This is a genomic window from Brevibacillus choshinensis (genome assembly GCF_001420695.1).
Taxonomy (GTDB): Bacteria; Bacillota; Bacilli; order Brevibacillales; family Brevibacillaceae; genus Brevibacillus; species Brevibacillus choshinensis.
In genome coordinates this window covers 384,232-399,431 of the sequence record NZ_LJJB01000013.1, presented here as the reverse complement: position 1 = coordinate 399,431, position 15,200 = coordinate 384,232, and the positions used below count along the sequence as shown (strand labels likewise).

16 protein-coding genes are annotated in these 15,200 nt (G+C 49.1%); all 16 read right to left on the bottom strand.

What is annotated here, in order from left to right; translation table 11 throughout:
* Positions 1 to 48: 48 nt before the first annotated feature.
* The 16 genes from AN963_RS22145 to spoVE all read right to left on the bottom strand — a co-directional run bounded on the left by AN963_RS22145 (position 49) and on the right by spoVE (position 15,151).
* Positions 49 to 744, bottom strand: a complete 696-nt coding sequence (locus AN963_RS22145) for a YggS family pyridoxal phosphate-dependent enzyme (RefSeq protein WP_055746727.1) — start codon at positions 742 to 744, stop codon at positions 49 to 51.
* Positions 741 to 1,589 (bottom strand): peptidoglycan editing factor PgeF, encoded by an 849-nt coding sequence (gene pgeF / locus AN963_RS22140; RefSeq protein ID WP_055746726.1) that lies wholly within the window; start codon positions 1,587 to 1,589, stop codon positions 741 to 743. The genes AN963_RS22145 and pgeF overlap by 4 nt, the downstream gene beginning before the upstream one ends.
* A 100-nt stretch (positions 1,590 to 1,689) precedes the next feature.
* Entirely contained in the window at positions 1,690 to 1,974 is a 285-nt protein-coding gene (locus AN963_RS22135) for a YlmC/YmxH family sporulation protein (protein ID WP_055746725.1), read from the bottom strand.
* 147 nt (positions 1,975 to 2,121) lie between these two features.
* Positions 2,122 to 2,901, bottom strand: coding sequence for an RNA polymerase sporulation sigma factor SigG (gene sigG / locus AN963_RS22130; RefSeq protein WP_055746724.1), 780 nt, complete (start codon positions 2,899 to 2,901; stop codon positions 2,122 to 2,124).
* Between the two features lie 147 nt (positions 2,902 to 3,048).
* On the bottom strand, positions 3,049 to 3,771 hold the full coding sequence (sigE, locus tag AN963_RS22125) for an RNA polymerase sporulation sigma factor SigE (RefSeq protein ID WP_055746723.1): 723 nt from the start codon (positions 3,769 to 3,771) through the stop codon (positions 3,049 to 3,051).
* A gap of 2 nt (positions 3,772 to 3,773) precedes the next feature.
* Positions 3,774 to 4,736, bottom strand: a complete 963-nt coding sequence (gene spoIIGA / locus AN963_RS22120; protein ID WP_055746722.1) for a sigma-E processing peptidase SpoIIGA — start codon at positions 4,734 to 4,736, stop codon at positions 3,774 to 3,776.
* Between the two features lie 298 nt (positions 4,737 to 5,034).
* Positions 5,035 to 6,183, bottom strand: coding sequence for a cell division protein FtsZ (gene ftsZ / locus AN963_RS22115; RefSeq protein ID WP_055746721.1), 1,149 nt, complete (start codon positions 6,181 to 6,183; stop codon positions 5,035 to 5,037).
* Between the two features lie 299 nt (positions 6,184 to 6,482).
* A complete protein-coding gene (gene ftsA / locus AN963_RS22110) occupies positions 6,483 to 7,733 on the bottom strand; it encodes a cell division protein FtsA (protein ID WP_055746720.1) in 1,251 nt (416 codons plus the stop codon).
* A 139-nt stretch (positions 7,734 to 7,872) separates the two neighbouring features.
* A complete protein-coding gene (locus AN963_RS22105; RefSeq protein WP_055746719.1) occupies positions 7,873 to 8,220 on the bottom strand; it encodes a small basic family protein in 348 nt (115 codons plus the stop codon).
* Position 8,221: 1 nt separating this feature from the next.
* Positions 8,222 to 8,968, bottom strand: a complete 747-nt coding sequence (locus AN963_RS22100) for a DUF881 domain-containing protein (protein WP_055746718.1) — start codon at positions 8,966 to 8,968, stop codon at positions 8,222 to 8,224.
* Between the two features lie 19 nt (positions 8,969 to 8,987).
* Entirely contained in the window at positions 8,988 to 9,698 is a 711-nt protein-coding gene (locus AN963_RS22095; RefSeq protein WP_055746717.1) for a DUF881 domain-containing protein, read from the bottom strand.
* Positions 9,699 to 9,720: 22 nt separating this feature from the next.
* A complete protein-coding gene (locus AN963_RS22090) occupies positions 9,721 to 10,515 on the bottom strand; it encodes a cell division protein FtsQ/DivIB (protein ID WP_055746716.1) in 795 nt (264 codons plus the stop codon).
* Between the two features lie 142 nt (positions 10,516 to 10,657).
* Positions 10,658 to 11,914, bottom strand: a complete 1,257-nt coding sequence (murA, locus tag AN963_RS22085) for a UDP-N-acetylglucosamine 1-carboxyvinyltransferase (protein WP_055746715.1) — start codon at positions 11,912 to 11,914, stop codon at positions 10,658 to 10,660.
* A 15-nt stretch (positions 11,915 to 11,929) separates the two neighbouring features.
* A complete protein-coding gene (gene murB, locus AN963_RS22080; RefSeq protein WP_055746714.1) occupies positions 11,930 to 12,835 on the bottom strand; it encodes a UDP-N-acetylmuramate dehydrogenase in 906 nt (301 codons plus the stop codon).
* 103 nt (positions 12,836 to 12,938) lie between these two features.
* Positions 12,939 to 14,042, bottom strand: a complete 1,104-nt coding sequence (gene murG, locus AN963_RS22075; RefSeq protein WP_055746713.1) for an undecaprenyldiphospho-muramoylpentapeptide beta-N-acetylglucosaminyltransferase — start codon at positions 14,040 to 14,042, stop codon at positions 12,939 to 12,941.
* Positions 14,043 to 14,056: 14 nt separating this feature from the next.
* Positions 14,057 to 15,151: a stage V sporulation protein E gene (gene spoVE / locus AN963_RS22070; protein ID WP_055746712.1), complete on the bottom strand. Its 1,095-nt coding sequence runs from the start codon at positions 15,149 to 15,151 to the stop codon at positions 14,057 to 14,059.
* Between the last annotated feature and the right edge of the window lie 49 nt (positions 15,152 to 15,200).

The window sequence follows — 15,200 nt, the reverse complement described above, 5'->3', positions numbered from 1 at the left end:
CTCCTCCTCTCTCACATCGCTGTGCAGCCAGCTAGGCTGGTTTTCGTATCAAGGCTTGACCAATACGGACCCCAGTCTGATATATGTTGCTCCTTCTTCTATCGCCACTTCAAAATCACTTGACATACCCATGGATAGTTCCTCTACATGTGCATGAGGAAATGCCCATTCATTGATGCGTTCTTTCCACTCATAGAGACCCTTGAATACTGGACGTGCCTCTTCCTCGTTTTCGACAACAGGCGCCATCGTCATTAATCCAACGATCTTTATATGTTTCATATTACTGGTTTCCTGCAAAAAAGCCAATACATCATTGGGACTAAGCCCAAATTTTGTCTCTTCTCCCGAAATATTCAGCTGTAAAAAACAAGATACGACTTGATTCAACGTTTCCCCGCGTTTGTTCAGCGCTTCCGCGAGGGACAAACGATCCAATGAATGAATGTACGGAAAACGTCCTACGACTTCTTTCGCCTTGTTGGTCTGCAAGTGGCCGATAAAATGCCAGGTGCCTCGATCCCCGTATTGCTCGTACTTCGGCAAGCCATCCTGCACGCGATTTTCCCCGATGTGCTCAATTCCGGCGTCCAATAAATCGCGGATTGCCTCAGCATCAACATATTTCGTCACCGCAATGATTTTCACGTCCTCGCGCTTACGATTAGATCGGTCACACGCTGCCTGTATTCTTTCCTCAATCGCCTGCATCCGTTCCTTTAACAGTTCCATGTCCATACTCATGACGCACTACCTTCTCCCTTCCTGTTTTTCCATCCGATAAACGAAGCCATACGCCCAGTGGTTCCCGTAGCACCTGCTTCTTTTCGGTGGGAAAAGAATATATCTGTACGGCAGCTTGTACACCAGTCCGTCGTGGCAATATTCGCTGGGGATATGCCTGCCTCAAGCAAGATTTCGGTATTCAGTTTGCGCAGGTCGAGCATGTACCGTCCATTCTCGGATGGCGTTACAGAGCCTTCCCACTTTTTTGCACTGACACGTACTTGGGCCATGATTCGCTCATCTACCTCGTAGCAACAACCACCAATGGAAGGGCCGATCGCGACGAGCAAGTTCTCCCTTTTCACCTGGTACTGACTCTCCAGTGCTATCACCATTTCCTCGGCAATACGTCCGACTGTGCCCTTCCACCCTGCGTGGGCGAGCCCTATAGCCCCTGATACAGGATCAAGGAAAAATAGCGGAACACAATCCGCGTAGAAAGAAGCCAAAAGAACTTCTGCTTTTTCTGTGAACAGTCCATCCGTTGCTCGAATGACATTCTCCAGACTCTCTCTGCCTGCTCCTGCTGCCACCACCTGGCACACCTGATTTCCATGTACCTGATCTGCACATGTCCACGCCTCGAAAGGAATCTGCAGCTGCTCTGCGAGCGCCTTTCGATTGGCTACGACATGTGCAGCGTCATCGCCAACGTGCAACCCCATATTAAAAGACCCGTACGGTACTACACTTACCCCTCCCGTGCGAATCGTAAACCCTGCTACTAAACCGGGAAAACGATCTTCCCATTCCTGCAGATGTAAAAATGGCTTCTCCTCTGCCATGACAAACGGCTCTCTCATGTTGTCACCTTCCTCTTATGGCTTATCATACCATAGCCGAAAAGATTAGAAAACTTGGCTCCGCCAAGCGAAAAAAAGGCGGATCCCCGCCTTTCTTTCCCTACTCTCTGTAATCCTCTCCACCGGAGGTTCTCGAATCTACCCGGAGCGCTTCTTCCATTCGCACAAGCACGACATCTTTTCCGATCTTTACAATATTGCGCCAAGGAATCACAAAATCGTTCCCAGATGAAAAAAAGCCCAGAAACTTTCCCGGTCCCGGTACGACAATGGCCTCTACCCGTCCGTGGCGCAAATCAATTTCCAAATCGGAAATTTGACCGAGCCGCTTCCCGTCCAAAATGTTCACTACTTCTTTGGTCTGGAAGTCAGAGATTTTCACCATTCTCCCTCACCTACTTTTCTCCGTTACTTGTAGTATATGAGTGGAGAAATGAATATGTCCTTTCTGTTCAAAAAACGTCTAAGGTGATCTTCATACAAAAAAACCCGAGCGGACAATGCCCTCGGGTCTTCCTATGTTAGATTTGCATTACGATTGCACGTGTTTTTGCATATGGGCAATTGCCGCTTTTTCTAGTCGTGAAACCTGAGCTTGTGAAATACCGATTTCCTCTGCGACTTCCATCTGGGTTTTCCCTTCGTAGAAGCGCATCGACAAAATCATTTTTTCCCTGTCACCCAGACGCTGCATGCCTTCACGCAAGGCGATCTCTTCTACCCATGTCACGTCCTTGTTTTTTTCGTCGCTGATTTGATCCATGACGTAGATCGGGTCTCCGCCGTCTTGATAGATCGGCTCGAACAAAGAAACGGGATCCTGAATCGCATCAAGAGCGAACACGACATCTTCCTTTGCCACGTTTAATTCTTGAGAGATCTCTGTAATGGTGGGTTCGCGCGAATGCTTGTTAGTCAGATTGTCACGTACCTGCAAGGCCTTGTAAGCAATATCTCGCAAGGATCTGGATACGCGAATGGGATTGTTGTCACGCAGATAGCGACGAATCTCACCGATGATCATCGGAACCGCATAGGTGGAAAACTTCACATTTTGGCCGAGATCAAAGTTATCAATCGCCTTCATCAATCCGATGCAGCCTACTTGAAACAGATCGTCCACGAACTCTCCACGATTGTTGAAGCGCTGGATGACGCTCAGGACCAATCGCAGATTTCCGTTGACCAGCTTTTCACGGGCTGCCAGTTCGCCGCTCTGCAAACGCTCGAACAGCTCTCTCATTTCTTTGTTGGTCAGCACAGGAAGCTTGGAGGTATCTACCCCGCATATCTCTACCTTATTGCGCGTCACGTCTTTCCCTCCTCGAAGCAAGAAAAAAGTCCCTAACCCGGTTGTCTTGAAAGGCCGCGTACTGACGCGTAGCCGACAAGAAAGTGGCAAAAGCCACCATCTGATTCGGTTTAGGAACAGTATCCCCCTCGACTGGGAAAATATGCGTTAGACCATCTTGTTGAATTCTTTTCGTAACCGTTTTATAATTCGCTTTTCCAAACGGGAAATGTACGACTGGGAGATGCCCAAGAGATCGGCGACATCCTTTTGCGTCTTCTCTTCTTCACCCGCCAGACCAAAGCGCAGCTCCATAATGATGCGTTCCCGCTCCGACAATTTATCCAGCGCTTTTTTCAAAAGCTTACGGTCTACCTGGTCCTCGATATTTTTATAAATCGTGTCATTCTCTGTACCCAACACATCCGAGAGCAACAGCTCGTTGCCGTCCCAGTCAATATTGAGCGGTTCGTCAAATGACACCTCCGAACGGATTTTGTTGTTGCGGCGCAAGTACATCAAAATCTCGTTTTCGATACAACGCGAAGCGTAAGTCGCTAGCTTGATGTTCTTATCAGGATCAAAGGTATTGACGGCCTTGATCAAACCGATGGTGCCGATGCTGACCAAATCCTCAATGTTGATTCCCGTATTCTCGAACTTGCGAGCGATGTAGACGACCAAGCGCAAATTGCGCTCGATCAGCATCCCACGAACGGCAGGGTCCCCAGAAGGCAGACGTCCAAGCAGGACCTCCTCCTCTTCCCTGGTCAGTGGTGGAGGTAAGGCTTCACTCCCGCCAATGTAATAGACTTCTTCAGCGCGTGCACCAATCCATAGCAGGAAACGGTACCAGGTCAATTGGAGTTGTAGGCGAAGTTTTACGTACATGATTAGCCCTCCTGTTCGAGAATAAAGGTCGATTCTTGAGAATAGGTCTCCATCATTGCTGGATGCACGATGGCCTGATATTGCCCGTCTGCGGCCAACGGAATAGGGTTGAGGCCGATCAGCACCTTGTGGGTCTCATATCGGGTACTGCCTTGCAAGACGATGACATGGTCCGGTTTAACTGCCAGCAAAAAGTCCATTCCGCGTGAAACACTTCTGTAAGGAATCAGCCTGACTCGAGACTGCCACTCTATGGGAAGCTCTCCCCAGTATCCGTCCAGCTTCTCCCACACTCCACCGTTTTCATCGGTTTGTCGGAGAAGCGGCGGCGGTAGCAGATGTGCCAACATGCGACTTTCCATGATCATGACAGGGATGCGCGTGATCGGTTCATGAAGCTGATTTCCTGTATCCACGAGCCCTCGACAGATTACCTTCTCTCCCGCCAGTGTCACGGCAACATCAACGAGAAAGGCATCCAATTTACGCGGCTCTTGAATGGCACGGTAGCTTTTTCTACCCAGGAAGTACACCATAGTGAACCCGGCGATGAGAATGAGCAGCGTCGGCTTAAAACCGACTCCGAATCCGTCGTTGTGCGTCACAACCAGTCCATTGACGATTTCATTTTGCGGGGCAAGGAAGTACTGGAGGCCAAAGACACCTCCGCCAAAAACAAAAGCGACGAAGTAGAAAATGATCAAGTTCTGGGTGAAAGTCAGCAGTCTTCTGTTCCCAAAGGCGATCCATAGCATGAGGATGGAAAAGAGCAGCTTGATCGACCACTGATACATCGAAGAAAACGCAGGGAAAAAGAAAAAGGCCAAATACGTGGAGCCAAACAAGGATGCGAGCAGCATTCTCCACCAAATCACGCGTTCTTTTCGAAAATAAGCGGTAAACCAGAGCAACAAGGTATCAATAGCCATGTTCAAGAGTAGAATGATATCAAGATACACAACCATCTGCTTTTCACCTCCCGACTCTTCCCTGCACGCCGGCCAAAATAACCTAGCTAACTGTAGACACGTGGGAGTTGCCGTGCTCATTTTCGCCTTTTTCATTAGACTTGCAGTTGCTAGTAAATGCAGTATATATCAATGTGTATGTAAAATCTGTCAATTCTTGACGGTGTATTTTTGGATTTTTTGTAGAAGTTTTTTTCCGTTTTGACTCTACTATTTTTCACTCAGTACAGAATGAAAACGAAAAAAAGACCTTGTTCCCTAAGAGGAACAAGGCCTTTGCTTGTTTTGACAGATTCTACTTTTTATTGCGGCGACGGTTGCGCAGGAACGCTGGAATATCCAGATTATCCAGATTGCTCATCGAGAAGAAGGACTTGTCGTCTTCCTCTTCTTTGGCACGACTGGAGTTCGTATTTGATACCGGCGTAGGTCTGTTGCTAGATGGATTTACTTGCTGTTGTTGTGGACGGCGTGGTGCCTCCGTTCTTTGTGATTGTTCAAAACCAGTCGCAATCACCGTTACAAGCAGCTCGTTTTTCAAATCCTCGTTGATCACTGCACCGAAAATCATATTCACATCAGGATCCGCTGCAGAGGACACGATGTCAGCTGCTTCGTTCACTTCGTACAGGCTCAGATTCGTACCGCCTGTAATGTTCAACAGAACACCACGTGCACCATCGATTGAGGTTTCCAATAGTGGGCTGGAAATGGCACGGCGAGCTGCTTCTGCTGCCCTGTTTTCCCCACTGCCAATACCGATCCCCATCAAAGCGGAGCCACGTTCGGTCATGATCGTTTTTACGTCAGCGAAGTCAAGGTTGATCAGACCTGGTACGGCGATCAGGTCGGAAATCCCTTGAACCCCTTGGCGCAAGATATTATCTGCTTCACGGAATGCTTCTAGCATCGGTGTATTTTTATCGACGATTTCCAGCAATCGATCATTCGGAATGACGATCAATGTGTCGACTTTTTCTTTCAAGCCAGCAATACCCGCTTCACCGTGCTGGGAACGTTTGCGTCCTTCGAATGAAAATGGACGAGTGACTACCCCTACTGTCAGTGCGCCCAATTCCTTAGCGATTTCAGCTACAACTGGCGCTGCTCCAGTACCCGTACCTCCGCCCATACCTGCTGTTACGAATACCATGTCTGCTCCACGCAGCGCGTTTTCAATCAGATCGCGGCTCTCTTCAGCAGCCTTTTTCCCAATTTCCGGATTGGCTCCTGCACCAAGACCACGAGTCAATTTTTCACCAATTTGCAGCTTGATGTCCGCGCTAGACAATTGGAGCGCTTGTGCATCTGTGTTCAGAGTAATAAATTCTACCCCTTTCACGCCACCTGCGATCATACGGTTTACGGCGTTGCTACCGCCGCCCCCGCATCCAATTACCTTAATTCGCGCAAAGGATCCCAAATCCATATCAAATTCCAGCATAGTGCTAGTCCTCCCCAATTCAACATAAGAAAGCTCCGTGTCTGCTTAAAGCCTCCAGTCAAACAAAGTAACATTTCGTTGATTCTTTCCACCTTTTGCAGAAAACGAAACATTCCATTATTCGCCATCGTCATGTAAAACAGCAGCAGCCGTTAAGAAAACCTCAATCGAGGCACGCTCAATGATGAGCGACCGCGTTCAACGGAAAGTTTTACCAAGTAATGCCAGTAGCAGACGCTGAGGCACTCCGCCATGCGCTACGGAATTTTCAAGCGATCTCGCTTAAAAATCCCTACACGTTAAATAAACTCACTGAACCAGTTTTTCACTTTTTCCATCAAACCGGAGCCATCTTTCGGCTTTGACACGGTTTGCTTCTGAGTGCCTTTGAATGAGGGGGTAACGCGTATACTGCGGCGCTCCATCAACTGCAAGGCATATTGAATCAAACCTACCCCAGTGGTGTAGGCAGGATCCCTGACTCCAATATAATCCGGAATAGCGATTCGTACTGGCGCATCCAGCTCTTCCTTGGCCAACTCTAACATGCCAGGCATAGCTACCGTACCACCTGTTAGAACATAGCCTCCCGCAATTTCATCACGGAAGCCCAATTTGTAGACTGCATCTTCCACTAGCTGGAATATTTCCGCAGCGCGCGGCTCAATAATATTGGCCAAATCCACTTGCGTAAACTGCTTTTCAACATCGCTACCAATTCGGTTTACCTTGAACTTCACGTCTTCTGACGCTTCGTCGATCAAAGCACAGCCATTTTTCGTCTTTACCCGATCCGCCACATCTGTATGTGTGCGCAACCCAAGCGAAATATCGCTGGTAATGTGGTCGCCACCGATGCCGATTACGGTGGTAGCTGCCAGTTTCCCCTGTTCAAATACACCGATCGTGGTAGAACCCGCACCGATGTCGACTAAAACGACACCCATGTTTTTGTCATCCTTGGAAAGAGCGACGGTACTGGCCGCAAGCGGTTGCAAGAAAATTCCAGCAACTCGCAGATTCGTCCTTTGGGCGCAACGAACAATGTTATGTACAACCGTTTTCAAACCGGTCACAATGGTTCCTTCCATTTCCAATCGGACACCGATCATTCCACGCGGGTCTTTTATACTACCTTGCCCATCGACAATATACTCCTTTGGAACGACCTCAATGATTTCCCTGTCCGGTGGGATGGCAACAACCTTTGCTGCTTGAATAACGCGTTGGATGTCTTCTTCTCGTATCTCACGGTCTTCGCTGGATACAGCGACAACCCCTTGTGTTTCATGCAGCTCAATATGATTCCCAGTGATACCGACATACACTTCTTCGATCGAAACGCCAACCATGCGCTCTGCATGGTCAACCGCTTCCCGGATGGCATGCACGGTTTGGTCGATGTCGACAATCACGCCCTTTTTAATGCCTTCTGAGTGCGATTGGCCGACGCCGATGATGTTGATGGAACCGTTGTTGATTTCGCCGATCATTACGCGTACTTTGGATGTTCCAATATCTAGGCTGACGATGAGTTCGTTGCTTACCAAACCTGTGACACCTCCCTTGCTACGACTTTTATTTTGCAAATGTGAGAACACCTGCATAAATTATTCCACACAGGACAACCATTCCCTTTTTTTCATCTTTATTTTTTGTAAAAATATGACCATCTTCCCATTTTTTATTCTAGTCTTGCTGGTTAATCCAGCGAGATAGAACAATCCTCCTAATGACTGCCAGATTATTGAACAAGCGCACGCCGAACGCGACGATGGCTGCCAGGTAGAGATCGATCCCCAAAAATCCGCCAATAAAAGCAAGACCGGCCGCGAAGAGCGTATTGAAGAAGAATCCGGACAGGAAAATCCGAACATTAAAAGTACGCTCTAGAAACGAACGAATCCCACCAAAGATTGTATCCAAACCGGCCAACAAGGCAATGGAAAGATAGCTGCTATATTCCTGGGGCACACGCCAATCCAGCAAGAAGCCGACAGCGAGACCGACAATCAGTCCGAAAAGCGGGAGCCACATGTTACGAATCTCCTTTTTCTTTTACAGGTTTCATATATTGGATAGCACGTGTTTCGTTATTGGCAGAAATCATGAGCTTGTCCTTTTTTTCCGCTAGCACCTTTTTATTCGCAAGTTGAAAGTTTTCTTCCACTCCTTCAAGCTTTAAAGCGGACAGCAAGACGTCTGGTTCCCCTAATGCTTTTAACTCGTAAGGAGGCTGGATCGTTCGGGTATCGATCTGGATGGTATCTCCCACATTGCGGATCGCAGTTGTGGAAATCAGCCTATGACCATTGATCGATACGGCTTGCGCACCATTCGCAAACAAGATGTTGACTAACCACCGTAAATCTTCATCGTCGATCGTATAATCACCGACGACAGGTGCCGTCATATTTTCGTCCAGGATGTGTTCATCAGGAATTTTTGCGTCGACTACTTCGAGCACGACACCTTCTCCCTCCACCGTGACCATCCCAGCCATCCTGCGGTTGCGGGCCAGCTCCTCTTTCATGACCGAAATACTCTCATCTTCGCTCAGTGAGGTTTCGTACTGGTAGTACAACTGATTGTACTTAGATATATCCGCCAACAAGTTCTTATGTTTCTCCAGTTCCTTTTGCAGAGTCGTCCGCAGCTCAGCAATACTGCGAGATTCCTTGTGTACGGGGTGCAAACTGCTTCGCAACTGGACTGTCAACATCACACCTATGATAGCACTAATAATGGCAAGAATAAATGTGATTTTACGGCTTTTTTGCAACATAGGTAAACGCATCCTTCAACTAGGAGTGTTTTGTTTTGGCGTCACCCACAAATGCAGGTAACTGAACATGGTCCTTTTTGGCTACATCGATCTGAACAAAGTCTTGCAAAGAGTGTAAAACGCCGCCCGGAAGGTTCAAGGCGCTCTCCATCGTCATGGGGTCTCCGATCGCAGTCACGACAAACGGTGCCGCTGACTTAATCCCATTCACAATGATTGTCGGCCCCACACAGCGGATTGAAGAATTGCTGACCAGCCGCTGACCGTTAATACTGATCGCTTCTGCACCTGCTGCTCGCAGTTCATTCACAACCAGTCGAACATCCTGCTCATGGACGATGTAATTGGCGATGTCGGCGTTGCTTGCAGCATTCTGGCTGTCTTGCATCGTAATGATGATCCCAGGCCCCTCAACCGCGACTACACCGGCCAGCATACGTGCCGCTTCGAGTTGGCTCAGTGCGTCAGCTGCTTCCGATTTACGTTCGGCCATCGCCTCTTCTACTTTACCCACCTGGCGCTGTAGATCAATCAGTTGATTTTCCAGATGTCTGTTCTGCTCTTTTTCTGACAGAATCCGGTCATTGAGCTGGGTTTCTTGTTGGAATAACTGGTCGTTGAAACGCTCTTTGCGTGTCAGTTTCGTGGTCTCAATCGATGTTGCGACCAGAAATCCGGTACAAAACGTCACGACAGTTAAATACAGATGAAATTTGCGACGTCGACTCATGGTCTGCTTTCCCCTTTATTTATTACTGCGGCTTTTGGGATTGATCCTCTGTCTGCTGGAGTGGAACAGCTTCACCTGCAGCCCCATATGGTACAAACCAAGGCTGTTCAAACAGGGATAGCACTCCTTTTGAGCCTTTTGGCAGCTCCTTTACAATCGCCGGGTACCAGTTCAACATCTTGTCCAGCTTGTAGACAACACTGCGCACTTCGTTGCCATCACGCATGAACAGGGTAACTCTTTGCTTATCATAAACGGTCGGTGTCAGTGTAATGTCCGATATTTCTCCAAGAACTGCAGGTGAGAGCTTTGACAACGATTTGGCCAAATTCGGGAGCAGCTCAGGCGATGCCCAGGAGCTGATTAGGGGCCTGTCCACCACACGATCAGCGAAATTGATCTGTTTGAGCACAAAACCGTTTTCTAACAGCGGGTAGCGCGTGCCGTCCTGACCGTTCCAGAAAGCGACCCTTCTCAGTTCCTCCACGTGCAGCTGGATGACACCCGGGAACGATCGGCTAATCGTTACCTCTTTGATGCCCTCTAGCGGAACCAGATTTTTTTGGACACTGCCCTCCCATACATTTAGAAACTGCATATCCTTCTTCAAGCCAGATTGATTGATAATCTGTTCCGCCGGATAGATGTCGTTACCAAACACCTGTATTTCTTGCACTTTGCTGTATGGAGAGCGAATGAATACGATAATGAGTACGATTAAAAAAAACAGCACGAGCAGAAAGACCAATTTGCGGTTTCCCCGTCGACGTGGGCGTTGTTGCTTGACTTGCGGAATGCGTTCCTCGTATACCGCCATGACCCTATCCTTCCTCATCCATGCTAGGCTGTCGCCCGCAAAATAATAATGAATAATAGAAATAAATGGATTGGATTGGAATATATGTAATGATACAAAACAGGGAAAGCGGCATAGCACTATGCCGCTTAGCTCTCCCCAGTTATATCGACGCCCGCGATATGTTAGCTCCCAGCTGACGTAATTGCTGCTCGAGCCGCTCATATCCCCTGTCGATATGATGGATCTGGTTTACTGTCGTCGTTCCTTCTGCAGCAAGGCCAGCGAGTACCAGAGCTGCTCCTGCTCTAAGATCTGTCGCTTCCACATTCGTCGCCGTCAATTTGCTGACACCGCGAATGATGGCTGATCCTAAATCCACGTATATGGAGGCGCCCATTCGCGCCAATTCATTCACATGTTTGAATCTTCCCTCAAAAATAGTCTCCTTGATAACGCTCGTTCCCCTAGCCTGAGACAAAAACACCATCAACTGCGCCTGTAAATCAGTCGGAAATCCCGGAAATGGCGAAGTGATGATCCGGTCGTAGGCGCGTGGACGCGATGTACTTTTGATTTCCATTATATCATGGCGGGTCTTGATTTCAACACCACAGCTACGAGCCACTTCAATCAATGCAGTGAGATGTTCTGGCAAGGTATTGGTCAATTCCACATGCCCTTGCGCCACCCCTACTGCTAATAGGAAGGTTCCGGTGACAATCCTGTCCGGAATGATTCGGTAGCTGACAGAACGCAATTTGGGAACACCCGTGATTTCAATCGTGTCCGTACCAGCACCCCGGATACGAGCTCCCATCGCGTTCAGGAAGTTTTGCAAATCAATGATTTCCGGTTCTCTCGCAGCATTGCAGATGCGAGTCGTCCCTTTTGCCAATACGGCTGCCATCATAATGTTTTCCGTCGCACCCACACTGGGGAAGGATAGAAAGATATTGGTTCCGCGCAATTGCTTGGCACGAAATGTAATGTAGCCTTCCGACTCTTCCATTTTGGCTCCCAACGCTGTCAGCCCAGATAAATGCAAATCAATTCTGCGCTCCCCGATGTCACAGCCACCTGGCCTCGATATCGTGACTTCACCCAATCTCGCCAATAGTGGGCCAGCCAGAAAAATGGAAGATCGCATCTGACTCATCAAATTATCTGGTACCAGCGGAACGGAGACAGACGATGTGTCCAGATCAACGCAACCGTCCTCGTATTTCGTTTTCGCCCCAAGAGAGTCCAAGATTTCCAACATCACCTTGATATCTTTCAGATGGGGGACATCATAGATATAGAATTGCCCTTCCGCCAATACTGCGGCAGCAAGTATGGGAAGAGCAGCGTTCTTAGCTCCTTGGATCCGAAGCGAACCGGACAGAGGTCTTCCGCCTTCGATCGCAAAAGTCTCCAAACTTTCACCTCCGTGTTACCCCTCGCCCACCACCAGGACTTCCGGATGCATATCAATCCCAAATTGACTCTGGATCGTACTCCGCACGTAGTTAATCAAGGTGAGGACGTCGGTAGCCGTGGCTCCTCCGCAATTGACAATGAAATTTGAGTGTTTTTCCGAAACTTGAGCTCCACCGATTTGATAGCCCTTCAGCCCAGCCGCTTCAATCAAGCGGCCTGCGTGATCACCTGGTGGATTACGAAACACGCTACCGGCACACGGCATTTGCAAAGGCTGCGTCAGACGTCGCCGTTCCTTGTTTGCCGCGAGCGTTGCCGCAATTTCCTTGCGATCACCCGTGCGCAATAGGAACCGCGCCTCTATCACGATGCCCTTTCTCTTTTGCAAGAGTGAAGTCCGATAACTGAAGCTCATTTCCTCGTTCGTCAACACTTTCCTTTCACCATTTTCAAAGAGGATCTCGGCATCAATAAGAATACGTGAAAGATCAGATCCGTGCGCACCTGCATTCATGTAGACGGCACCGCCTACCGTACCAGGAATACCTCCCGCGAACTCCATCCCTGTCAAACCCATCTTGCCCGTTTCCATCGCCAGGCGGATCATGGAATATCCGGCACCCACACACACCTCTTCGCCCCTGAACTCGCAGTGACTCAAACCCTCAGCCACCTTGAGCACGGCTCCGCGTATCCCTCCGTCCCTCACCAGAAGGTTGGAACCGCGCCCGATTACACTCCAAGGAATTTCATGACGATGGATAATTTGCAAGGCTGCCTGCAAGGAATCTTTATCCTTGGGCTGGATTAACAAGTCAGCAGGACCCCCGATCCGCCAAGTCGTATGATTGGCGAGAGGTTCATTGGTCCACACTTTTTCGATACCCGCTTGCCTCAACTCATCTGCGATTTGTTTCATCTGTGAACCTCCTGATACACATGCTAGGTCGGACCTAGTTCTTATCACGTGTTTGCTCCATACTATGCGACCGCCCAGATCGGCGTGACAATCGCCCATCTGATCATTTTTTACGAACCAGTGCACTCAGTTGTGCAACGATATCTGTAGCTGCTTGTGGCATCCCTAGTGACAGGGAGCTTTTGCGCATTTGCTCCCAACGCGCTTGATCTTGTAAGAGCTCTGTCAACGATTGCAGCAGGCTATCCCCGCTCAGCTCACGCTCGACTATCACCTGTGCGGCACCTGCCCGCTCCAGTCCGCGTGCATTTTTCTCCTGATGGTTGTTGGTCACGTACGGTGACGGAATCAGGATAGATGGAACGCCCAGCGCCGTTACTTCAGCGAGTGTTGAAGCTCCCGCACGTCCGACAAGCACATGCGTAGCAGCCAAAACATCCGGCATATTGTGGACGAATGAAAGGACGGAAAGGTTGCCGGGGACATTTTCCATTTCCCGCAAGGAAGCGGATATTTTCTCGTAATGTACGTCCCCCGTCACATAGACAAAATGAGTATCGGTGAGCGTGGACATGTGATCGACCATGGACAGCACGGCCTCATTGATTGCCCGTGCACCACGACTGCCCCCGAAAATCAGGACGATTTTCTTACTTGGGTCCACACCCAAAAAGCGGCGTCCAGCCTCTGCGTTTCCGTGCATGACCTCTGTCGCGCGTGGATTTCCCGTCAGTACCGTTTTAGCTGAAGGGAAAAAGGCGAGCGACTCGGCAAACGAAACGGCAACCTTGCTTGCGTATCGCGACAGAAACTTATTCGTCAGCCCCGGTACCACGTTCTGTTCGTGAACGAGCGTGGGAATCCCTAGCTTGGCTGCGGCGTACACGACTGGGCCACAAACGTACCCACCCGTCCCGATCACAACATCCGGTTTGAACTCACGAAGCATGCGCTTGGAATCCGACACGGCACGAATAAACTTCCAGATTGTTTTTACATTATCCAGACTGAGCTTTCTTTTCAACCCACTGATTTCGACAGATTGAAAAGGAATATCAGCCCGTGGAACGAGCCCTGCTTCTAATCCATGTTTACTGCCGATATACAAAAAGGCAGCCTGCGGATGTTGGCGAGAAACTTCCCTCGCCACCGCAAGCGCCGGATAAATATGACCACCTGTGCCACCGCCTGTTAGGACGACGCGCATATCCATTCACATCCTTATCTAGAAAAACGGGAAATGTTCAACAGGACTCCCACGCCTGTCAGCATCAACGTAAGAGATGAACCCCCGTAGCTTAAAAATGGTAATGTAATTCCCGTCACGGGAAACATCCCTGTGACCACGCCAATATTGATGATTACCTGGATGGCAATCATGCCGATGATTCCAAGTGCCAGCAAGCTTCCGAATAAATCTGGTGCCGTAATCGCCGTCCGCATTCCTCTCCATAAAAGCAAGAGGAACAAAAGCAAAATGAGCGTTCCGCCTATAAAGCCCAATTCTTCGGCCACGATGGAGAAGATGAAGTCATTGTACGGCTCGGGTAAGTACAAGTGCTTTTGTCGACTCTGTCCAAGCCCAAGTCCCAAAAGCCCGCCCGGCCCGATCGCGTAGAGCGACTGGATAATTTGATATCCCGTATTCAATGGATCAGACCACGGATCAAGGAACGATGTGATGCGTTTGATCCGGTAGGGTGCAGACAAGATCAATCCGATGAAACCAGCCACCCCGACCATCCCTAAAGCAGCGAAATGACTGATTCTCGCACCAGCCGCAAAGATCATCACGATCGCGGTACCTGTTAAAACCGTACCTGTCCCTAAATCCGGCTGCAGCATAATCAAACCAAAACATGCCATCGGAATGGCCAGTGCTGGAATGAGACCTTTTCGGAACAATACGATCTGCTTTTGATTGTCAGCGAGCCATCTCGCCAAGAAAGCTACAACTCCTAGCTTGGCAAACTCTCCGGGTTGAATCCCAAACGCACCAAAACCAAGCCAGCTCTTGGAGCCATTGACCTCAATCCCTACAATCAGTACGAGGATCAGCAATCCTATGCTTGCATAGAACCCCGGCTTGGCCCACTGCTTCCAGACCCAATAGTCGATATTCATCGTTACGTACATCGCTGTGATGCCGAGCAAAGCAAAGATCAACTGCCGCTTGGCAAAGAAATACGGGTCATTGAAGGGTGCCTTTTGCGCAACAATGGCACTTGCACTATACACCATCACGATGCCAATTCCTAATAAAAAAAGTGTTGCAAAAATAATCACGAAGTCGGGAGCTGAGCGAACCTTGCTCATAGTGCCAGGTCATCCTTTCTCACGCGTCCCGTTCGCAGGTGGATTCCAG